Annotated in this window: 18 protein-coding genes and 1 pseudogene; 6 read left to right on the top strand and 13 right to left on the bottom strand. The window is 59.1% G+C overall.

Annotated elements, in window-relative coordinates; all coding sequences use genetic code 11:
• Window positions 1-314 precede the first annotated feature (314 nt).
• The 5 genes from GPL81_RS27910 to GPL81_RS31165 all read right to left on the bottom strand — a co-directional run bounded on the left by GPL81_RS27910 (window position 315) and on the right by GPL81_RS31165 (window position 3,635).
• Complete coding sequence (locus GPL81_RS27910; protein ID WP_160109327.1) at window positions 315-1,268, bottom strand: D-2-hydroxyacid dehydrogenase family protein; 954 nt, start codon at window positions 1,266-1,268, stop codon at window positions 315-317.
• A gap of 10 nt (window positions 1,269-1,278) precedes the next feature.
• Entirely contained in the window at window positions 1,279-2,319 is a 1,041-nt protein-coding gene (locus tag GPL81_RS27905) for an alpha/beta fold hydrolase (RefSeq protein WP_160109326.1), read from the bottom strand.
• A gap of 83 nt (window positions 2,320-2,402) precedes the next feature.
• Window positions 2,403-2,837 (bottom strand): YqaA family protein, encoded by a 435-nt coding sequence (locus GPL81_RS27900; protein WP_160109335.1) that lies wholly within the window; start codon window positions 2,835-2,837, stop codon window positions 2,403-2,405.
• Window positions 2,837-3,283, bottom strand: a complete 447-nt coding sequence (locus GPL81_RS27895; RefSeq protein WP_160109325.1) for a DUF411 domain-containing protein — start codon at window positions 3,281-3,283, stop codon at window positions 2,837-2,839. The genes GPL81_RS27900 and GPL81_RS27895 overlap by 1 nt, the downstream gene beginning before the upstream one ends.
• Before the next feature lie 211 nt (window positions 3,284-3,494).
• Entirely contained in the window at window positions 3,495-3,635 is a 141-nt protein-coding gene (locus tag GPL81_RS31165; protein ID WP_172901601.1) for a hypothetical protein, read from the bottom strand.
• A 157-nt stretch (window positions 3,636-3,792) separates the two neighbouring features.
• On the opposite strand from GPL81_RS31165, the gene GPL81_RS27890 reads away from it, so the two are divergent.
• A complete protein-coding gene (locus GPL81_RS27890; RefSeq protein WP_096511186.1) occupies window positions 3,793-3,981 on the top strand; it encodes a hypothetical protein in 189 nt (62 codons plus the stop codon).
• A gap of 141 nt (window positions 3,982-4,122) precedes the next feature.
• On the opposite strand, the gene GPL81_RS27885 is transcribed toward GPL81_RS27890, so the two are convergent.
• The 3 genes from GPL81_RS27885 to GPL81_RS27875 form a co-directional block, all read right to left on the bottom strand.
• Complete coding sequence (locus GPL81_RS27885; protein ID WP_096511188.1) at window positions 4,123-4,494, bottom strand: fe2+ zn2+ uptake regulation protein; 372 nt, start codon at window positions 4,492-4,494, stop codon at window positions 4,123-4,125.
• A gap of 221 nt (window positions 4,495-4,715) precedes the next feature.
• On the bottom strand, window positions 4,716-5,717 hold the full coding sequence (locus GPL81_RS27880; protein ID WP_160109324.1) for a FecR family protein: 1,002 nt from the start codon (window positions 5,715-5,717) through the stop codon (window positions 4,716-4,718).
• A 226-nt stretch (window positions 5,718-5,943) separates the two neighbouring features.
• On the bottom strand, window positions 5,944-10,773 hold the full coding sequence (locus tag GPL81_RS27875) for a dermonecrotic toxin domain-containing protein (protein WP_160109323.1): 4,830 nt from the start codon (window positions 10,771-10,773) through the stop codon (window positions 5,944-5,946).
• A 219-nt stretch (window positions 10,774-10,992) separates the two neighbouring features.
• On the opposite strand from GPL81_RS27875, the gene GPL81_RS27870 reads away from it, so the two are divergent.
• The gene (locus GPL81_RS27870; protein WP_160109322.1) at window positions 10,993-12,036 is read left to right on the top strand and encodes an Ldh family oxidoreductase; all 1,044 of its coding nucleotides are present in this window, start codon (window positions 10,993-10,995) and stop codon (window positions 12,034-12,036) included.
• 129 nt (window positions 12,037-12,165) lie between these two features.
• Here the strand turns inward: GPL81_RS27870 and GPL81_RS27865 are convergent, their stop codons facing one another.
• Window positions 12,166-12,483 (bottom strand): ElaB/YgaM/YqjD family protein, encoded by a 318-nt coding sequence (locus GPL81_RS27865; protein ID WP_121101662.1) that lies wholly within the window; start codon window positions 12,481-12,483, stop codon window positions 12,166-12,168.
• Window positions 12,484-12,647: 164 nt separating this feature from the next.
• On the opposite strand from GPL81_RS27865, the gene GPL81_RS27860 reads away from it, so the two are divergent.
• Window positions 12,648-12,902 (top strand): hypothetical protein, encoded by a 255-nt coding sequence (locus GPL81_RS27860; protein WP_077044866.1) that lies wholly within the window; start codon window positions 12,648-12,650, stop codon window positions 12,900-12,902.
• Window positions 12,903-12,932: 30 nt separating this feature from the next.
• Here the strand turns inward: GPL81_RS27860 and GPL81_RS27855 are convergent, their stop codons facing one another.
• A complete protein-coding gene (locus tag GPL81_RS27855) occupies window positions 12,933-13,847 on the bottom strand; it encodes a LysR family transcriptional regulator (protein ID WP_160109321.1) in 915 nt (304 codons plus the stop codon).
• Window positions 13,848-13,931: 84 nt separating this feature from the next.
• Between GPL81_RS27855 and GPL81_RS27850 the strand changes: the two genes are divergently transcribed.
• A complete protein-coding gene (locus GPL81_RS27850) occupies window positions 13,932-14,855 on the top strand; it encodes a carbon-nitrogen hydrolase family protein (RefSeq protein ID WP_160109320.1) in 924 nt (307 codons plus the stop codon).
• 183 nt (window positions 14,856-15,038) lie between these two features.
• Here GPL81_RS27850 and GPL81_RS32075 read toward each other — a convergent pair.
• The 3 genes and pseudogenes from GPL81_RS32075 to GPL81_RS27835 form a co-directional block, all read right to left on the bottom strand.
• Window positions 15,039-15,140, bottom strand: a pseudogene (locus GPL81_RS32075) (LEA/WHy family protein); the annotation flags it as partial.
• A 59-nt stretch (window positions 15,141-15,199) separates the two neighbouring features.
• Window positions 15,200-16,663: a nucleobase:cation symporter-2 family protein gene (locus tag GPL81_RS27840; RefSeq protein WP_160109318.1), complete on the bottom strand. Its 1,464-nt coding sequence runs from the start codon at window positions 16,661-16,663 to the stop codon at window positions 15,200-15,202.
• Between the two features lie 220 nt (window positions 16,664-16,883).
• Window positions 16,884-17,777 carry a LysR family transcriptional regulator gene (locus GPL81_RS27835; protein ID WP_160109317.1) on the bottom strand — a complete coding sequence of 298 codons (894 nt, stop codon included), beginning with the start codon at window positions 17,775-17,777 and terminating at the stop codon, window positions 16,884-16,886.
• Between the two features lie 101 nt (window positions 17,778-17,878).
• On the opposite strand from GPL81_RS27835, the gene GPL81_RS27830 reads away from it, so the two are divergent.
• Both GPL81_RS27830 and speB read left to right on the top strand, forming a co-directional pair.
• The gene (locus GPL81_RS27830; protein WP_160109316.1) at window positions 17,879-18,970 is read left to right on the top strand and encodes a polyamine ABC transporter substrate-binding protein; all 1,092 of its coding nucleotides are present in this window, start codon (window positions 17,879-17,881) and stop codon (window positions 18,968-18,970) included.
• Window positions 18,971-18,983: 13 nt separating this feature from the next.
• Window positions 18,984-19,943 (top strand): agmatinase, encoded by a 960-nt coding sequence (gene speB / locus GPL81_RS27825; RefSeq protein WP_160109315.1) that lies wholly within the window; start codon window positions 18,984-18,986, stop codon window positions 19,941-19,943.
• The last annotated feature ends 65 nt before the right edge of the window (window positions 19,944-20,008 follow it).

Here is a 20,008-nt window from a genome sequence, read left to right as displayed (position 1 = left end):
CAGAACTTAGAGCGGTAAAGCCTGAATGGCAAAATTGTTCGACAATCGGTTTAAAGCGGTACGGACGTGCCGGATTGCGAGGCAAACGCACCGACGAAGGGCAGGTTTTTTTGCAAAATTGGCTGAAAATGAAGCAGAAATGTCACATCAGTGTGCGTGGGTGAACAGTTGGCATGCACCATTGCGGTGCATGATTTTGAGGGTGTGCTGTGAGTTCTGGCCTCATCGCGAGCAGGCTCACTCCTACATTGGATCTGTGTCTGGCGAAGATCTACCGTAGGAGCGAGCCTGCTCGCGATGAACGATGACGCGGTTCAGTTCAGCAACCGAATCGGCTCCCCCGCAGACCACGCCCGAATATCCTCAATCATTTGTGAAAAGAACAACGCGTAATTCTGCTCGCTCACATACCCCACATGCGGCGTAGCCAGCACATTCTCCAGCGTCCTGAAAGGGTGATGGATCGGCAACGGCTCGACATCGAACACATCCAGTGCCGCACCCGCCAGGCGTCGTTTCTGCAAGGCCTTGATCAGCGCCGCTTCATCGACAATCGGCCCCCGCGCCGTGTTGACCAATAGCGCGGTGGGTTTCATCCAGCCCAGAGCCTCGGCGTTCACCAGTCCACGGGAGCGGTCGCTGAGGACCAGATGCACCGACAACACATCGGCCTGCTCGAACAGTTCCTGCTTGCTGACATAGGTCACGCCGACTTGCGCGGCTCGCTCAGCCGTGAGGTTTTCACTCCAGGCGACTACGCGCATGCCGAAGACCTGGCCGAATTGCGCGACACGCTGGCCTATGCTGCCCAGCCCGAGGATCGCCAGGGTCTTGCCATGCAAATCGCCACCCAGGCCTTGCTGCCATTTGCCGGCGCGCAAAGCGTTGGCTTCGGCCACGAGGTTACGGGTCGCGGCCATGATCAACGCCCAGGTCAGTTCCGGGGCTGCGTGTTTATAGCTGTCGGTGCCGCACACCTGAATGCCCAGCGCCGCGGCGGTCTTGAAATCGAGGGCGGCGTTGCGCATGCCGCCGGTGACCAGCAATTTGAGTTTCGGCAAGCGTCGCAGCAGGTCTTCATCGAACCGGGTGCGCTCACGCATCACGCAGATCACTTCGAACTCACCCAGTCGTTCTGCCAGCGACGCGTTGTCGGCCGGGTAGTCGTGGATGAAGTTCACCTGGCCAATACCTTCCAGCAGCGACCAATCGACCACGTTTCGGGCCACATCCTGCCAATCGTCAATCACTGCAATCTGCACCGCCATCAGCCTTACCTCATTCATGCACGGGGTTGGTTTGGTTCAGCCAGCCAAGCAACGCCTGGTGAAACTGCGCCGGTTCTTCCATCTGCGGCGCGTGGCCCATGCCGGGGAATTCGACCAGCGTTGATTGGGGAATCAGTTTTGCCACTTGCTTGCCCAGGACATCGTAATGGCCGATTTTCGCCTTGACCTCGGGCGAGGCGATATCACTGCCGATGGCGGTGGTATCGGACGTACCGATCAGCAACAGGGTCGGCATCTTCAGGTTCTGGAATTCGTAGTACACCGGCTGGGTGAAGATCATGTCGTAGATCAGTGCCGAATTCCACGCGACTTGGGTATGCCCCGGGCCTTTGTTCAGGCCGGCGAGCATGTCCACCCAGCGATCGAATTCAGGCTTCCAGCGGCCGCCGTAATAGGTGTTGCGCTCGTAGGTACGGATGCCGTCGGCGGTGAGCTTCAGCTCACGTTCGTACCATTGATCGACCGTGCGATAAGGCACGCCGAGGGCTTTCCAGTCTTCCAGGCCGATCGGGTTGACCAGCGCCAGTTGTTCCACTTGTTCGGGGTATTGCAGGGCATAGCGGGTAGCAAGCATGCCGCCGGTGGAATGGCCCAGGAGGGTGGCTTTCTGGATGCCGAGGGCCTTGAGCAATTGCTGGGTGTTGGCCGCCAGTTGCTGGAAGCTGTACTGATAGTTGTCCGGTTTGCTCGAAGTACAGAAACCGATCTGGTCCGGGGCGATGACCCGGTACCCGGCATCGCTCAGGACCTTGATCGAAGTGTCCCAGGTCGCGCCGCAAAAATTCTTGCCATGCATCAACACCACGCTGCGTCCGTTGGCCTTGCCATGGGCGGCGACGTCCATGTAACCCATTTGCAGGGACTTGCCCTGGGACTCGAAGGCGAAATGCTTGACCGTGTAGGGGTATTCGAAACCTTGCAGCTCAGGGCCATATTCCGGGGCGGGGGACTGGGCTTGGGCATGAGCGATGGCAGGCAGGGCGGCGATCAGCAGCAGGCCGGGTAGCCAGCGGGTGAGGGGGAAGGGCACGGGTGAACTCCATTGGAAATCCGCCGATGCTGGATCGGCATGATTAGGGCGACATTAAACAGGCAATCGCCACTGCGCTTGGTTCAACTCATCCAGCCAATCGTGGCCAGGACCAGCACGCCATAACGGGCACCTTTGGCCAGGGTCACGATCAGCAGGAAACGCCCCAGCGGCTCGCGCATCACGCCGGCGACCAGGGTCAGCGGATCGCCGATCACCGGTAGCCAACTAAGCAGTAGCGACCAGTGGCCGTAACGTTGATAGCGGGTTCGGGCTTTTTCCAGATGGGCAGGGCTGACCGGAAACCAGCGCCGGTCACGGTAGCGTTCGAGGGTGCGTCCCAGCCACCAGTTCACTAATGAACCGAGGACATTGCCCAGCGTCGCCACGGCCAGCAGCGGCCACAGCCAATACGTGTCGCTGAGCAGCAGTCCCACGAGCACGGCTTCAGATTGCAGGGGCAGCAGTGTCGCGGCACCGAAGGCCGCCAGGAACAGGCCGAGGTAGGCACCGAAGATCAATGGGCGGGGTAGTCCGCCACGACCACATCCGTGCCGTCCTTTTTCAGGCCGATCACTTGATACGCATCGCTCATGCCGTCCATTTCCATGCCGGGCGAGCCCATGGGCATGCCGGGGGCGGCCACGCCCAACAGATCATCACGTTTGCTCAGGGCCAGCACCTGGTCGGCCGGCACGTGGCCTTCGACAAATTTGCCGTTGATCAGGCCCGTATGGCAGGAAGCCAGGCGTGGCGGCACGCCATGTTGTTGCTTGAATTCGCTCATGTTGGCTTCGACATGATCCTCGACCTTGAAACCGTTGGCTTCCAGATGGCTGATCCATTTTTTGCAGCAGCCGCAATTGGCGTCGCGGTGGACTTCGATGGGAATCAGGTCGGCAGCCTGAGCCAGGGAGGAAATGAACAGGGTGCTCAAGGCGATCAGACGCAGGTGGGTTCGCATGTCGGAATGTGTCTCGGATTGCGGGCGAAAAAGCGCATTCTGACCGGTTTTTCCGGTCAGGCATTCAAGGTTTGTTTCGAATTGCTACAAGCTGACAGCCTTATGATCGTAGACCAAGGCTGTCAGGTAGATGAGGGGGAGATTACAAGAGTGTCAGATTGGCCGCTGAGCGTCGGATCAGGCGCTCAGGGTAGTGGGAAAGTCAGTGTGGTTAACGATGATAGTAGTAACCCGGTCCACCCCGGTCGTCGTAATGGTGATCATGGTGCCAGCCATCGCGGGGGAAAACGATGCAACCGCTCAGGGACAGCAGGGCCAGCAGGGGAATCAGCAGTGTGATTCGACGCAACATTTGAAAATCCTCATGGTTATCGCCGCTATGAAGCCAAAACTCTTCATCGGCTGTAACATGAGACCCCGTTTGCAGCGCTCCATCCCCGGAAAACGGTAGGGGTTTGGCATGCATCCGGATACAAAGCAGATACATTTACCCGTTTCAGGAAAGGCCAATGACCCAGTCGCAACGTTTGAAATACTCGATTCTGATCTCGCTGGTAGTGCTGGCGATCATGTTCGGCCTGTCGTATTTGCAGAACACCGGCGTCATCAGCGAAAAACTGTTCCAGTACATCGCCATTGGCGTGGCGGTGATTGTGGTGGTCATCAATGGTGTGATGCGACGCAAGGTCAAGCCCTGAGTATGTGTGAGCGAGCCTGCTCGCGAAGAACCTCGGGACAACGCGGCCATTCAGACGGGGCGCGTTATCGTTGACGTCCATCGCGAGCAGGCTCGCTCCCACAGGTGCGTGTTTTGCGCAAGTGATCGTGTAGCGACTTGATCAGTGGTGTTGCAAAATCGCAGCCGCCCGCGGGTCCAGGCTGTAGCTTTTATCTTCGTTGAGCACGATTACCCCTTCGCTGCACAAGCGTTTCAACACTTCGCGCACGCTCAGGAAGGACAGGGGAATATCCAGCTCCAGTAAATGGGCATGCACACCCCGCACACCCAGGCTGCGGTTGCTTTCGGCGGCCGTCAGCAGCGCGTCGATGACTTTGAGACGAATCAGACTGGTCCGCAGGCCAAAGCTCTTGAGCAGGAGGCGAATACGCTCGTTGCCGTGCCGTTCGGTACGCTGGTCAAAAACATCGACCCCAATGGAAGTGCTCTTTGGTGCGTTGCTACCGTCCGTTGGCAGTTGCGAGTTGAACATGCAAAAACTCCTTTTCAGAGCCTGATCAGGAAAAATGGGTGCTCTTACACAACAAGATGTATGAGCCACGCAAATCATGAAGACCTGAATGTAGAAATTTCGTCGTCGTGGCGTCACCGGTCTGTAAGAAGGGATGAGAAGCCCGGTAAGGTGGCTGCGAAGTAACACGACGGATGTTTGAACGACGCATTTAGGCCGCAATTAGCCAAGGGTGACGATCTTCAGCTTTTCGGGGTACGTTGCGGAATGGAATTGAGAACCGGGTTGCCGTTCTTGTTGCGCGTCAGGTAGACCGGCAGCACCTTGGGCAAGGACGTCACCAGGGAATTGAGTTCCCTGATGTTGTAGATGCCGTCGATGCGAATCGTGCCAGTGCTGTTGTCGGCCACCATCAGCGGGGTTTCCAGGTAACGATTGATCAGCGGAAGGGCGTCGTTGAGCGCCAGATCATCGAGTACCAGTTTGCCGCTGCGCCAGGCCAGCGAAGTGTCGTTGGCGTCAGTCTGGCTGATCTGCGGCATGAAATCGCCATGACCATAGCTCGCCTGCATCGACGGAACGAGCCTCAGACCGTCCCCCGGCAGGTCATCATTGCTACTGACCAGCACCGAGCCTTCGAGCAGGTTCACCTTCACCCGGTCTTCATACATCCAGACATTGAATTGGGTTCCGGTGACCCGGATCTTGCCTTCGGCCGCCTTGACGATGAACGGATGGCGGGTGTCGTGGTTGACGCTGAAAAAGGCCTCGCCTTTTTTCAGGGTGACTTGACGATGATCCTTGTAGTTGCTGTAAGTCAGCTCGCTGCCCAGGTTCAGTTCGACCAGACTGCCGTCCTTCAAGGTGACTTGACGCACATTGTCGGTTGTTTCGAAGTGCTGGTACGAATTCGGCAGCCACCCCAGGTTCCAGCCGCTGAAAGCCGCTAACGGCAGCGCCATTGCGCATACCGCGGCGGCGATGCCGAAGGTGCGCCAGGGTGTCCGGGATTTCGCTTGCATCATCGGTACGACAACCTCAGGGCGAGGCACATCCCCCGAAACTTCCCAGATTTCCAGCATGGCCTCGTACTCGGATACATGCAGCGGATGAGCATCCAGCCACTGCTCGAACGCCAGGCGCTCCTGCAGTGTGCAGTCATCGGCGTGCAAGCGCATGCACCAGTGCGCTGCGGCATCGGCGATGGCGTCGTATTCGGCTGGGGAGAGAGTGGGGTCGATCATTGACTCATCCTGATTTCGGCCATTCTAACCTTGGGCGGGCGCTTGCGAGAACATCGATAATGGCAATTAAATATCAAGGTCAGTTTGTTTTCCGCTGAAGTCCTGCAAAAGCGTGGAAGTGGCGCGCAGTATCCATGGAGGGTGTGAAAAATCGATCAGGAGGATCGCTCTTGGCGCAAAAGTCACGTGCGTAATGCGCAGAACACCGGTTCCGCGCATTTTGCGATTATCGGCGATCAGCCACTGGCAGCGGGTCCAGTTGCCGACCCATTTCGCAGATGAGGCGTGAGATCGAATCGGCATTGCGCAATATGATTTTGATTCGATGTTCGGCGTTTTGCGCATCCAGGAAAGCATCCCGGGCTTCGTCAATGGTTGGGCTGCCGGTTATTTCGAGAATGGCCTCTTCCTCATCAGCGGCGCCTGTCAGTGAGCCGAGGCTGATCCATGAGTTCAACTCGGTGTTCCAGCGGGAAAACAACTCTTCCCTGGGGGTTTGAAGTGATAGCGCGCTGCGCTGGAAGTCGATCTGGTCCTGTTTCAGCACCTGGCCATAGCCTGTGATCGACTCCACAAGATCGCTGAATGGACGCCTGGCCTCGACGTACACAATATCCACTGCATCAGAAGCCAGATGAGCCAATTCGTGGATCAGTATTGCAGCCTGACTATGAGCGTCGACATCGAAGGGGTGCGTTAAGCAGGTTTTATACCGATCAAGTTGTTGATCGAAAAACCGCTCCGTGATGTGTATTCGTTTGTCTGGATCTTCCACATTCACAAAAGCGGCCACGGTGGACAGGGATTTTCTATTTGTGCCAATGACCAGTCGGTCGCCGCAGAGCAAATCATGGTCGGGGTCCACCAGCGCCATGCAGACAGGCACGATTGCCGTTTTGATTTTTCCGATGAGGCTGGCGTCGACCGAATTCACATCAAAGTGTTCTCTAAGAAAAGTGTTCAGTCGCGTCCCATGCTTGAGATTTCCGGGTAGCGCCAGATTATGCAGGCTGTTGAAGGCGTAAAAGCGCGCCAGATCGACAGCCTGCACGAGCATGGCGGCCCGTTCCGGGAATTTGGCGCGAATGTCTGCCATGCCTCGCGCTTCTATGTTCAAGACGTGTCGCGCCTCGTGGCTGGCGATAAATCTGTTGTGCATTTTCGACAGGGTCTTTCCGTAATGGACCGTATGGATGTCCGGATCGACGACCAATTGCTTGTCAGAAGTGGTCGCCAGCACAGGGCCTTCCAGGCCGTCCTTGACCATCCGCCATACCGCTCCGGTTTTTTTCACGGGATACACTTTACCGGCGATGGGGGCGTATCGGCGTTGGGTGGCTGCCTCCAGGTACGTGCCATCTGCAATGCTTCTTGTCAGATCCTTCAATTGCACAGCCGAAGTTTCAAAATGCTGCAGCCAGGTACGCTGCGGTGAAGTGGAGTCCACCTGCGACCATTGCAGTGCGGCCAGGGGGGAGGCGACCAGCGTGGGGCTGGCAGGGGGGGTAATGACGGTTTCGGTTTGGGCTTCCAGCGACAGTTTCCCCAGCGTCAGCATCTGCACCGCACCGCTGATGAAATTGCGCAATGCAGTTTTCCAGTGATGATCCTGCAGCCCTTCGGCTGAATCCTTGAAGTCGTCGTAGGCTTGCCAGAGAAATTTCCCATAAGCGAGTTTTCCGGGCAGCAGGCCTGAAACCAGTTTGATCCCGCTGCTGAACAAATGCTTGACCGCTTCCCAGTCTGCAACGCCTTCGGTTTCCGTTCGACTGGCGAGCATCCGTGGCAACAAGGCTACGTTGTCGTTGAACAAACGGGTTAGTAGATGACCGCTGATCACACTGGCCCCGAGCGTTATTTCACTCACTTTTCCGACCGTCGACTTGTACAGGTTGCGCAACCCCGAGCGTTCAATGTCCGGCAGGCGTCGCAACAACAATTCTTGCAAGGGGCCGGGTGTATTGAATGTCGCGATTACACGGGCCTCATTGTCGAACTCGGTGAAAATCGAGCCGGTGTGATAGGGCGCATACAAGACTTGAGGGCCTTTTTTTCCGGCCCCCGGGCCGATCAGGTACAAACTGGAAGCCGCGACGGGGGTGCCGCCGGCGGTCTTGATCAATTGCAGCGGTCGAACGATGGCATGGGCGCCGTTGACGGCGGCCCGGGCCACGGCGTCCGGCATATCCAGCACCTGTCGAATCAAATCAAAGGCACTGTCGGACAGTCGTTGTTGCAGTTTGAGTTCATGGGCGTGATGCAGGAGTTGCCACGGTACTTGTTGCACAAAACGCTGCCAGCGTGGCACTGCCTGGATACTGTCAGTCACTAAACTGTCGGTCACGTGTTGAGCGTAGATTTTCTCGATATCGAGCGACAGCAGCAGCTGTTTGACCGCGGCCTGGTCCAGGTTCGCAGGCAATGGCTGGCTGGTTTTCGAAGCAATCTTGAAGGTGGTGTCCTGTGCCACGCTGACATGGTTCAAGGCAAACTCGGTCAAGGATTGAGGTGGACCAGCCAGAGACAGGTTAGGGGTGATTTCGATCTCGTCGGGATCCAGCGCTGTTCCGGCAATTCGCTTGGCGAGCAGCGTTTTCAATGTTTCATGGACATAGGTTCTCAGCGGTTTAATTCCGTGCAGATAGTCTTTGTCATCGGGAACGCTGTGACGAAGTTGTTCTAGCAGTTCGGCATGCAGTTGTTGTTCCTCGACCGGCGCCATGCCGAGCCAGGCCGGCAAGGATTGCTGGAGAACCATTGCCTCGGCGATGACCTTGGCTCTGCGCAAGTTGGTATCGATGACTGTTTGCGTCAGCGCTTCCAGTGCTTTTGTTTGTTGGTTGGGAGTCAACAAATTCCAGGCGCGCACTTGCTCACAGCGTGCCAGGAAGTGGTCAATTGCGGATTGTGCGAGGTGCTGCAAAACATCGTCCGCGATCAGTCGAAACGAATTGAGCGAGTAGCGGCGGTGGAACTTGTGCTGAGCGGGGGAAAGATTCTCCAGCAGTCCCAGGCGCTTTTCCGAGTCGAGCAGACGCAGGTTCAATTGCTGCCGGGCACTGCCGACCGTCTCGAAGACTTCCAGTCCGTTGGTGGGCGTCCAAAGAATTGCGCGGCCGGAATGCTGTACATCGAGACCACCTCGGGTGGTTAACAAGACGCAATTGGCCAAAGGCAGAACGTTCTGCTCTCCAGCGCATTCAAGAACCAGTGAATAGACATCCGGGTAAAACCCCTTGACGGCGAGGCGACTCGTTCGATCCGCCTGTGCCTGGTTGAAGACGGTTTCAATAATGTGCCAATCGGCGTTTCGCAACGTGCCGCCCAGTTCCCGCAGAGCAGCTTCTCCGCGCAGGCCAACGGAAAAGGCGTCAGCAATATCCGGTTTAATGTCCTCAAGATACGTTCGCTGGTCTGCCAGAGTATTTACCGGCTGTTTCAAAAAATTATCGCGCAGCGCCGATTCAACGGAAAGGTAAGTCTTGGCCAGGCTTGCTGCCGTATCCCCCAGCACCAGAGAGGGTTGTTTGCCAGTCAATACGGGCCGTGTGCTCCAGCGCCCTTGGGCTTCCAGCCCCGGCAATCGCGTGTTGACCATTGAACGTATGTCCAGCGCCTTGTCGAAGTAGGCCTGGATGTTGACCGCGCCATCACTGTGCCGGAACACCTGAAAGGCGTATTCCAGGTTTTGCAGTTGCTTGGTGATGATTGCTTCGAAGAGTGCCGCGAACACCGAACCGCTGGTGACGGCGCCCGACACCTGGGGTTCGTGGAAACCAATGAAGCGCTGTCGCTCCTCCAGGCTCATGAGGTCATAAAGCTCGTCATCGTGACCGGCCATGATCGATTTTTTCTGCAGGGTGGTTTTCAGTTCTTGATAGTCCTTGAGAACCTCGAACCCTCGTACAGGCGTGTAAATAAAGGCAGAGGAACTGTTCTGACTAATCATCAGGGCGCCGGCGAGCTCGATGTAATTGAGTGGGTATTCCCAGAGCCGCACCGTTTCGAGGGTCATTGTCGAGGACGTTCCTGTCTTGGGCTCGATCAGCGGGTGCAAGGCGCGGCTTTGCTCCGGGGTCAAGACCTGATCCTCGCGCTTGAGCAGCAGATCGGCTCGCGCTTGTTCGCCGATGGCGCGGGAGAAGAATTGCCGACGTGTGGCACCGTCGGCACTTGCCTCGTTCCAGTAGCGTTGCAGTTGCCTCGATAACTGGCTGATCAGGCCGTCGGCCGCGCGCTTGACCGCTGCTTGCCAGCGTTTCTGGTCATTGGCCAGCGGTAATAGTCGCGGGTGAGAGAACTCGGCATGCTGTCCGAGCGGCCAGCGCTGATGGCGGTAAAGCGCAAGCACGGCTTCCCGCAAGGACATGCAGTGGGTCCAGCGGCGGGATTTCGGACTTTTCAGGTCGCCGGGTGAAGGCACTGTTTCGGTATAAAAGTTGACCAGGGTTTGACGCTGATCCAGCGCCGGAAAGTCTTCTTTGAGCAACGCCTCAAGCACGGCATCGAGCATCGCATCGAGCGCTGGCAGTTTCTGCAGTTCGTCTACCATGGCTCGATCATTGTTGCGCAGGTTGTCCTCAATAACGGCGCGCTGATCCTGGAATATGTCGCCGTCGATGGACTGGAAGGTCACCTGGATGTCAGTGGCTTCGGCCAGCGTTTTGCGCGCGGACAATGACATGAACGCCAGCAGGTCATGGTCTTCATCCGCGCTGTCCAGCTGGCTTTTGATGTGTGCCGTCAGGATCGTGCGACTGGCGAATGTCTTGATACCGGCGTACGGCGTATAGAAAACTTCGCGGTTGTCATCCGGCATGGAATGCAACACGAAGCAACCCGCCAGGGGAACGGATAGCGCCCCGGTGCTGACCAGGACTTTCTCGGCGTGCATGGGTGGGGTTTGTTGTTGGCGTGCTGCAGGGTTGGCCCATTGCACGTGGCGCAGCCAATCGAAATCCTGTCTTGTCAGCCCGTGGGTTTTGCCAAGCTCAGACCAGCGATCGGTAGAACGCCGGATTTCGGGGAAGAAAAGTGGATCAGGGGACGCAGTCATCGTCGAGTCTCGTACAAAGCGTGGTGCGACGCACCAATGGATGGAACGTCGAGCCTAAAAAGCCCTGCCGGACAGGGGGCGGTAGATAGTTAATGCACGGGCCGCTCACGTTCATGCAAAGAGCCACCATTGAAGGGTTGACAGGCCACTCGTCGCGCGTTGTTAATCGGCGGTCTACCTACGCTGTTGCCCCCTCCAATAATTAGTCTGGAGCTTCAGATGTCTGCGCCCCTCGATCATGTGTCTACTGATGTCTCGCAAAACCTGTCCCTAGCCGGGCTGACGGCATTGCTTGAGAAGATATTCCTGCGTCACGGCACCTCGGCCGACGTTGCCAGGGTGCTGGCCGAAAACTGCGCCGGTGCCGAGCGCGACGGTGCGCACAGTCACGGCGTGTTCCGCATTCCCGGTTATGTGTCGACGTTGCAGAGCGGATGGGTGAATGGCAAGGCCGTTCCGGTGGTTGAGGATGTGGCCTCGGGATTTGTGCGGGTCGACGCCGGCAACGGTTTCGCACAACCGGCCCTCGCAGCGGCACGGGCCTTGTTGGTGGAAAAAGCCCGCAGTGCTGGTATCGCAGTGCTCGCCATTCGCAACTCCCACCATTTCGCGGCGTTGTGGCCGGACGTCGAGCCCTTTGCCTATGAAGGACTGGTGGCGCTCAGTGTGGTCAACAGCATGACTTGCGTGGTGCCTCACGGTGCCGATCGGCCGTTGTTCGGCACCAATCCCATCGCGTTTGCTGCGCCGCGTGCCGACGGCGAGCCGATTGTTTTTGATTTGGCCACCAGCGCCATTGCCCACGGCGACGTGCAGATTGCCGCGCGCAAGGGTGAGCGGTTGCCGTTGGGCATGGGCGTGGACGGTCTCGGCCAGCCGACCCAGGATCCGAAAGCGATTCTCGAAGGTGGAGCGTTGTTGCCGTTCGGCGGACACAAAGGTTCTGCGCTATCGATGATGGTGGAACTGTTGGCCGCGGCATTGACCGGGGGTAATTTTTCGTTCGAGTTCGACTGGAAGAATCACCCCGGCGCCAAAACCCCGTGGACCGGCCAACTGCTGATCGTCATCGACCCGAGCAAAGCCGCCGGGCAGAGCTTTGCCGAGCGCAGCCAGGAACTGGTGCGGCAGATGCATGGAGTGGGGCTCAAGCGCTTGCCAGGGGACCGTCGACACCATCAGCGTGCCAAATCCCTGGCCAACGGCATTGCGCTGGATGCGCAGACGCTGGCGAATCTGCGGGATTTGGCCGGAGTGAGTTGACGTGGATGACTTGTGGGAGCGAGCCTGCTCGCGAAGGCGGTATGCCAGGCAAACTTATGTCGACTGACACTCCCTCTTCGCGAGCAGGCTCGCTCCCACAGGTGCACGCATGGCTTGAAGATTTTGTGTTTACCGCCGTGCCAGCAACAACCCGACCACCAGGCCGAAACCAGCGGAAACCGCCACGGTTTGCCATGGATGACCGCCGATATAGGTTTCGGTGGCTTCGACCGCAGGCAGCGTCCGGTTACGAACGCTGGTTACCGAGTCCCGGGCCTGCTGGAGTTTCAGGGCGATTTGCCCTCGCAGTGTCTCCGCTTCCTCACCCACCAGTGAGGCACTGCTTTTGAGCAGTTTTTCCGATTCTTCGATCAGCGTCTGAAGCTCGCTGAAGGCCTGATCCTTGATTTGGTCCTCGGCGGCTTGTGCGGCGGATTTTCGGGCCATTGAAGTACTCCTTGCAGGTAAGTGGACAGTGAACAGTGGAGTGCGCGGCGATTGAAAAAGTTGCAGCGACTTTGCGTCCGGACTCGTTCCCGGAGAAAATCCAGCGCAGGACGATTCGTCCTACAGTGTAAGATGTCGCCTATTTTACGCAGCAGGAAATTCCCATGAGCTTCAATCTGGCCGACAAATCCCTTGCCGAGCGCGCTGCGCTTGAAGATGAAAAATCCCGTCTATTCGAACTCTGGCAAAACAACCTGGGCAAAGCCAAGGGCGAGGCGGCGCGGTTGTTCGGTGAGCGCGCCAAACGCAAAGGCAAATGGGCCGAATGGGTCCGCGCCGAACTGGACGGCATGTCGCCGCCGGAGTTCTCGAACATGGTGCGCAGTGAAGTCAATCGCCTGATGGCTGCCAACAAATAACTTTCTGCTGACACATTCCTGCGACAGCTCCTACGCGCTCGCAAAACTCGCGGCAATCGCCTCGCGCACCTTCAGCACCACCGGATCGAGCTGGGTACTGGTACGCCAGCCCAGTTCGATCGGGTAGCGCGGCAACGCCAGGGGGCAGTGCAGCAGCGTCAGGCCGCTGAGTGCCGCGATGCTGCGGGCAGCGTGGTCGGGAATGGTCGCCACCGCCTGGCTACCCTTGAGCAGGTGCGGCAATGCCGCAAAATGAGTGGTCGAGGCACAGACCTGTCGGCTCAAGCCCAACGCCGCCAGACCCTCGTCAGTGATACCGATGAAACCTCCCGACGACACCAGGATGTGTTCGCGAGTGACGAACTCTTCAAGGCTGATGCTCTGTTGTCCCGCTGTCAGGCTGAGCGGATCCACCAGACACGCATAACCCCCTTCACCCAACACCTGACGGCTGAGCAGGCGTTCGGCAAACCCGCCGGCGGCAATCGCCAGGTCGATGCTGCGCTCCATCAAGGCCTGGGCGACGATCTGACTGTGGGTCTGGCGGAAGATCAGGCGCAGCTTTGGCGCGCGGCGGGCGACTTCTTCGATCATGCGCCGGCCATAGGCGATCTCGAAATCATCAGACATGCCTACGGTCACGGAGCGCCCGTCGTAATGGCTGGCGCCAGGGTCGACCATCGCCAGGCTCTGACGGCATTTGTTCAGGGCATCGCTGACCACCGGCTTGAGCTGATTGGCCTTGAGCGTGGGTGCCAGGCCGCGACCGGTGCGTACGAACAATTGATCGCCATACACTTCGCGCAAGCGGCGCAATGCCGCGCTGACCGCCGATTGCGTCACGCCAAGGCGCAGTGCGGCGCGGCTGGCGCTGGATTCCTCGTGCAGTGCCTCGAAGACTTTGAGCAGATTGAGGTCGATATCGGCGATATTCATCCGGTTCATATCATTCAGCATTGAATGGGGCTTTATTCATGATCCCGTGGCGCTTGAGAATGAGCAACACCTGATGCGAACGGAGTTACCGCGATGTCCAGATCCATTGTTGCCGCATTGCAAATCGGCGCCTTGCCCGGCGGCAAGGCACAAACCCTGGAACAGATCCTGTCTTATGAAAACGCAATCATCGAATCCGGCGCCGCTTTGGTGGTGATGCCCGAGGCGTTGCTTGGCGGCTACCCGAAAGGCGAAGGTTTCGGCACGCAACTGGGCTATCGCCTGCCGGAAGGGCGCGAGGCCTTTGCCCGCTACTTCGCCAACGCCATCGACGTGCCCGGCGCGGAAACCGAAGCACTGGCCGACCTGTCGGCGCGCACCGGGGCGAATCTGGTGATCGGGGTCATCGAGCGGTCGGGGAGTACGTTGTATTGCACCGCGCTGTACTTTGATCCGCAGGCGGGACTGGTGGGCAAGCACCGCAAATTGATGCCGACCGGCACGGAACGGTTGATCTGGGGCAAAGGTGACGGTTCGACTTTGCCGGTGATCGACAGTCAGGTCGGGCGAATTGGCGCGGTGGTGTGCTGGGAAAACATGATGCCGCTGTTGCGCACCGCGATGTACGCCAAAGGCGTGGAGGTGTGGTGTGCACCGACGGTGGACGAGCGGGAGATGTGGCAGGTCAGCATGCGCCATATTGCCCACGAGGGGCGATGCTTCGTGGTCAGCGCCTGCCAGGTCCAGGACTCGCCGCAGGCCTTGGGTGTGGAGATTGCCAACTGGCCGGCGGATCGACCGTTGATTGCCGGCGGCAGTGTGATTGTCGGGCCGATGGGCGACATCCTGGCCGGGCCATTGCGCGGCAAGGCCGGTTTGCTCACGGCACACATCGACACGGATGATTTGATTCGCGCCCGCTATGACTACGACGTGGTCGGGCACTATGCGCGGCCAGATATATTCGAGCTGAACGTGGATGAGCGGGCCAAACCCGGCGTGAAATTCAACACCTGACCCTTGTAGGAACTGGCTTGCCAGCGAAGACGGCGACACAGCCAACATCACCGTGGACTGACACGCCGCCTTCGCTGGCAAGCCAGCTCCTACAGGAATCGACCACCGACGAAATCGCCCTTAGCGGCTACCGGTGAAAGGCTCCGGCAGGCTGAGCTTGCCACTATCGACGCAACGGCTCGAGCCCATCACATTAATGTTCAGCGGATCTCGATTGGGGAACAGCGCGCAGGCGCTCAGGGAGAGCGGCAGGAGGGAAAGGATGACCGCGGAGATGCTGCGCATGGACGTGCTCTCATCGATAAAAGGGCTGAACCGCCAGGGCCCAACCCTTGAGCCATTGTCTAGCGGTTCAGGCTTGCGCCAACCACAGGCGCTGCCGGTTCACCTTTGGCCGGGACATCCGGGTTTTCCATCACTTGCAGGATAGAGGCTTCCGGGTCGAAATCATCTTCTTCCAGCTCGATGAATTCTTCGGGCAGGAAGATGTTCAAAACGATCGCGCACAGCGCACCGACGGTGATCGGTGATTCGAAGATGTTATGCAACGCCTTTGGCAACTCGCGCAAGACCTCCGGGACTGCCGCCACACCCAGGCCCATGCCGATGGAAATCGCCACGATCAGCATGTTGCGTCGATGCAGGCCCGCTTCAGCGAGGATCTTGATCCCGGCCACGGCGACAGTGCCGAACATCACCAGCTCGGCGCCACCGAGCACCGGTTTTGGCATCAGTTGCAGTACCGCGCCGATCATCGGGAACAACCCCAGCAGCACCAACAGCCCGGCAATGAAAAACGCCACATAACGGCTGGCCACGCCGGTCAGTTGAATCACCCCGTTGTTCTGGGCGAAGGTCACCATCGGCATGCTGTTGAACACGGCTGCCATGGCTGAGTTGAGGCCGTCGGCCAACAAACCGGACTTGATCCGGCGAATGTAGACAGGGCCTTTGACCGGCTGCCGGGAAATCATCGAGTTGGCGGTCAGGTCGCCGGCCGCTTCCAGTGGCGACACCAGGAAAATCACCGCCACCGGCACGAATGCCACCCAATCGAAGGAGAACCCGTACTTGAACGGCACCGGCACGCTCATCAGCGGTATGGCAGGCAGGCTGGCGAAATCGACGTGCCCCAGCAGCCAGGCGACGACATAGCCCAGGGTCAGGCCGATGACAATCGCCCCCAGGCGCAGGAACGGTACGTCCACCCGGTTCAATACCACAATGGTGCCGAGCACCAGCGCCGCCAGGCCCAGGTGGCTGGCCGCGCCAAGGTCTGCGGCACCGAAACCGCCGGCAATGTCGGTCATGGCGACCTTGATCAGCGACAGGCCCATGAGTGTGATGATGGTGCCGGTCACCACTGGTGTGATCAGCATCCGAAGCTTGCCGATGAACTGGCTCAACACCACTTCGATGAACGCGGCGAAGAAGCACACACCGAAGATCGTTGAGAGGATTTCATCGGTGCCGCCACCGCGAGCCTTGACCATGAACCCGGCACTGAGGATCACACTGATAAACGAGAAACTGGTGCCTTGCAGGCACAGCAGGCCGGAACCGACCGGACCGAAGCGCCGCGCCTGTACGAAAGTGCCCAGGCCCGAGACGAACAGCGCCATGCTGATCAGGTAGGGGATTTCGCTTTGAAGGCCCAGAGCGCTGCCCATGATCAGGGTCGGGGTGATGATGCCGACGAAACTGGCGAGCACATGTTGCAGCGCGGCGAACACGGTGGCGGTCAGGTGCGGGCGGTCGTCGAGGCCGTAGATCAGGTCAGTGTGGCGTGGTTTTTCGGAGGCGGTCATGGTTGTGTGCAAGCCAGAAGGCGGGCCGGGTCAGAAAATGGAGGCGCAGGATGCCAGAAACACCATTGAGTGGCGAGCACCGCAACCCCTGTAGGAGCTGGCTTGCCAGCGATGGTCGTAAACGATTAAGCGTATTGATTGGTTAACCGTGTCGTTCCTGGATTTTTCGCTGGCAAGCCAGCTCCTACAAGGATTGTGTCTGGCATGAGCATTGTGGTGCTCAGGCAAACGCCGCCAGCAGATCCTCTTCAAACGCCTTCTGCGCATCCCCCGGCACCTGCGCTCGATGGCGGGCCAGGTGAAACGCCACGTCGAAACTCATGCCTTCTCGGCGCACGACCCGCAGCACGCCCTTGTCCTCCCAGCTTCGGGCAAAGTGCTCAGGCAGATAGCCGATATGCTTGCCGGACAGTATGAAGGCGAGGGTGCCTTCGACCTGCTCCGAACGCGCTGAACACAGCTTTCCCTGAAAGGGCTCGTCGCTGCGCAGGAAGCGGTAGGGGTGATCGACCCGATCGCAGGCCTGCAACGCCTGGTCATCCGGCGCGTCATTGGTGAACAGCGGATGGCCCGCCGCGCAATACAAGTGCTGGGTTTCGGTGAACAGTTCGCGGTAGTCGAATGCACTTTGCACCTGGGAGAAATAACCGATGGCCAGGTCCAGCCGCTGTTGCAGCAGCAAGCGCTCCATTTCGCCGGGCATGGCGCTCATCAACTCGATGCGCACCGATTCATCGCGTTCGCGAAAGCGCCGGATTGCCTCGGCCACCCGTTGCAGCACCGACTGATCCAGTGCCTCGGACAAGCCCAGGCGGACTTCACCGATCAAGCGCCCGGCCACGCCGTTGGATTGATGACGGAACGCTTCGATGGATTGGAACAGCCCGCGGGTGGCGCTGAGCAATTGTTCGCCTTTCGGAGTGATCCTGAACCCGCCCTTGCCACGACTGCATAAACGATAACCCAGGCGGGTTTCCAGCTTGGCCATTTGCTGGCTGATGCTGGACTGACTCAAGCCGAGTTCACCCTGGGCCGCGCTGAAGCCGCCACACTCCGCCACGCTGACAAACAGGCGCAGCAGTTGCAGGTCCAGGTCGTGGAGTTGACCGAGCATCAAACATTACTCCTTCGTAATGTCAGGTTAAGAGACTTGATATTTCACCAATGTATCCGACCGCGCATCCTGCAACCACTTCCTCCGGTCAGGTGTTCGTCATGGCTCCCGTGTTCAAGATGTGTGTTCCCGCGCTGTTCCTTGCGATGGCCGCTGCGGCCCATGCCGAGGATAAAGTCGTCAATCTCTACAGTTGGGCCGATTACGTCGCCCCCGAAACCTTGCAACGCTTCGAGCAGGAAACCGGCATTCACGTGCGTTACGACACGTTCGATGCGCCGGAGGTGCTGGAAACCAAACTGCTCACCGGCGGCAGCGGCTATGACGTGGTGGTGCCATCGTCCAGCGTGTTGGCGCGCGGGCTGGCAGCCGGAGCCCTCAAAGCGATTCCCCACGAGGGCTTGAAGGGCTATGCCAACCTTGATCCGGATCTGCTGGAGAAACTCGCCGCTGTCGATCCCGGCAATCAATACGGCGTGCCCTACACCTGGGGCACCCTCGGGCTTGGGATGAATGTCGAAGCCGTACAGAAACGCTTGCCGAACGTGCCGCTCAACAGCCTGGACCTGCTGTTCAAGCCCGAATACGCCAGCCAGCTGAAAGACTGCGGCATTGCGATCATCGACTCGCCCCAGGAAGTGATCGGCCTGGCGCTGCACTATCTGGGCAAAGATCCCTACAGCACCGACAAGGACGATCTCGACGCGGCCCAGGCACTGTTGCACAAGCTGCAGCCATCGGTGCTGTACGTCGCCAGCGGCCGGCAGATCAACGATCTGGCCAATGGCAGTGTCTGCCTGGCGCTGGCTTATAACGGTGATGCGAGCATGGCTGCCGATCAGGCGCGCAAGGCCAACAAGCCCTACGAAATTGCGTACCGGATACCCAAGGAAGGCACCCTCGTGTGGCAGGACAATCTGGCGATCCCCAAGGATGCACCGCACCCCGAAGCCGCGCGCCAGTTCATCGAGTTCATGTTGCGCCCAGAATCCGTAGCGGCGCTGACCAATACCCTGTTCTTTGCCACCGCCAACCAGGCCGCGACGCCGCTGGTGGATGAGGCGGTGCGCACCGACCCCGACATCTACCCACCCGCCGACGTTCGTGGCCGGCTGTACGCCGACCGCAGCATGAGCCTCAAGGACATGCGCCAGCGCACCCGCGTGTGGACCACCTTCCGTAGCCGCCAATAATAAGGAATCCGAGATGGACGTCCCGATGCAAAACGACCAGGCCATGACCCGCGACAGCCTGTATGGCACCGCCGCCGAAAGCACCTACGCGGGCATCACCAGTTTCATGCGCCGCCGCTACAGCCGCGACTTACGCGGTGTCGACGTGGCCGTCAGCGGCGTGCCGTTCGACACCGCCACCAGCAACCGTCCCGGCGCGCGCTTTGGACCGCGGGGGATTCGCGCGGCGTCCACCGGCATTGCCTGGGAGCGACACTGGCCGTGGACTTTCGATCCGTTCGATCATTTGGCGGTGGTGGATTTCGGCGATTGCGATTTCGATTACGGTTCCCCGCAATCGACCCCGGAAAGCATCGAGGCCCACGCCGAGCACATCCTCAACGCCGGCAGCGCGATGCTGACTTTCGGCGGGGATCACTTCATCACCTACCCGCTGCTCAAGGCCCACGCACGCAAGCACGGCCCGCTGTCGCTGATCCATTTCGACGCCCACAGTGACACTTGGCCGGACGAAGAGGGCAAGCGCATCGACCACGGCACCATGTTCTGGCACGCCGCCAAAGAAGGCCTGGTCGATCCGTCGCGTTCGGTGCAGATTGGTCTGCGCACCACTAACGACGATCATCAGGGCTTTGAGGTATTGGACGCGCGGCAGGTGCATCGGCGTGGGGTGGATGCGATGGTCGAGGCGATTCGCGCGCGAGTCGGCGATCACCCGGTGTACCTGACCTTCGACATCGACTGCCTGGACCCGGCGTTCGCTCCGGGCACCGGTACGCCGGTGTGTGGCGGCTTGAGCACCGTGCAGGCGCTGGAAATCCTCGGCGGTTTGCGCGGGATCAATCTGGTGGGCATGGATGTGGTGGAAGTAGCGCCGGCCTATGACAATGCGGACATCACCTCACTGGCGGCGGCGACGCTGGCGATGGAGATGCTGTGCCTGTATGCGGCCAGGCATAAGGTCGACCGGTAGCACGAACTGCAGCGCGGCTGCTGACGCCATCGCGGGCAAGCCTTGCTCCCACAGGAATTTCGTCG

Source organism: Pseudomonas izuensis (assembly GCF_009861505.1).
GTDB lineage: Bacteria > Pseudomonadota > Gammaproteobacteria > Pseudomonadales > Pseudomonadaceae > Aquipseudomonas > Aquipseudomonas izuensis.
Note: the sequence above shows the minus strand (reverse complement) of the source record. Positions and strands in the feature narration are given on the sequence as shown.

Excerpts from the sequence above, each read along its gene's own strand:
- GPL81_RS27910 (WP_160109327.1), bottom strand. The coding sequence starts at position 1,268 with ATGGCGGTGCAGATTGCAGTGATTGACGATTGGCAGGATGTGGCCCGA.
- GPL81_RS27895 (WP_160109325.1), bottom strand. The coding sequence starts at position 3,283 with ATGCGAACCCACCTGCGTCTGATCGCCTTGAGCACCCTGTTCATTTCC.
- GPL81_RS31165 (WP_172901601.1), bottom strand. The coding sequence starts at position 3,635 with ATGTTGCGTCGAATCACACTGCTGATTCCCCTGCTGGCCCTGCTGTCC.
- GPL81_RS27890 (WP_096511186.1), top strand. The coding sequence starts at position 3,793 with ATGACCCAGTCGCAACGTTTGAAATACTCGATTCTGATCTCGCTGGTA.
- GPL81_RS27885 (WP_096511188.1), bottom strand. The coding sequence starts at position 4,494 with ATGTTCAACTCGCAACTGCCAACGGACGGTAGCAACGCACCAAAGAGC.
- GPL81_RS27880 (WP_160109324.1), bottom strand. The coding sequence starts at position 5,717 with ATGATCGACCCCACTCTCTCCCCAGCCGAATACGACGCCATCGCCGAT.
- GPL81_RS27875 (WP_160109323.1), bottom strand. The coding sequence starts at position 10,773 with ATGACTGCGTCCCCTGATCCACTTTTCTTCCCCGAAATCCGGCGTTCT.
- GPL81_RS27870 (WP_160109322.1), top strand. The coding sequence starts at position 10,993 with ATGTCTGCGCCCCTCGATCATGTGTCTACTGATGTCTCGCAAAACCTG.
- GPL81_RS27865 (WP_121101662.1), bottom strand. The coding sequence starts at position 12,483 with ATGGCCCGAAAATCCGCCGCACAAGCCGCCGAGGACCAAATCAAGGAT.
- GPL81_RS27860 (WP_077044866.1), top strand. The coding sequence starts at position 12,648 with ATGAGCTTCAATCTGGCCGACAAATCCCTTGCCGAGCGCGCTGCGCTT.
- GPL81_RS27855 (WP_160109321.1), bottom strand. The coding sequence starts at position 13,847 with ATGAACCGGATGAATATCGCCGATATCGACCTCAATCTGCTCAAAGTC.
- GPL81_RS27850 (WP_160109320.1), top strand. The coding sequence starts at position 13,932 with ATGTCCAGATCCATTGTTGCCGCATTGCAAATCGGCGCCTTGCCCGGC.
- GPL81_RS27840 (WP_160109318.1), bottom strand. The coding sequence starts at position 16,663 with ATGACCGCCTCCGAAAAACCACGCCACACTGACCTGATCTACGGCCTC.
- GPL81_RS27835 (WP_160109317.1), bottom strand. The coding sequence starts at position 17,777 with ATGCTCGGTCAACTCCACGACCTGGACCTGCAACTGCTGCGCCTGTTT.
- GPL81_RS27830 (WP_160109316.1), top strand. The coding sequence starts at position 17,879 with ATGGCTCCCGTGTTCAAGATGTGTGTTCCCGCGCTGTTCCTTGCGATG.
- speB (WP_160109315.1), top strand. The coding sequence starts at position 18,984 with ATGGACGTCCCGATGCAAAACGACCAGGCCATGACCCGCGACAGCCTG.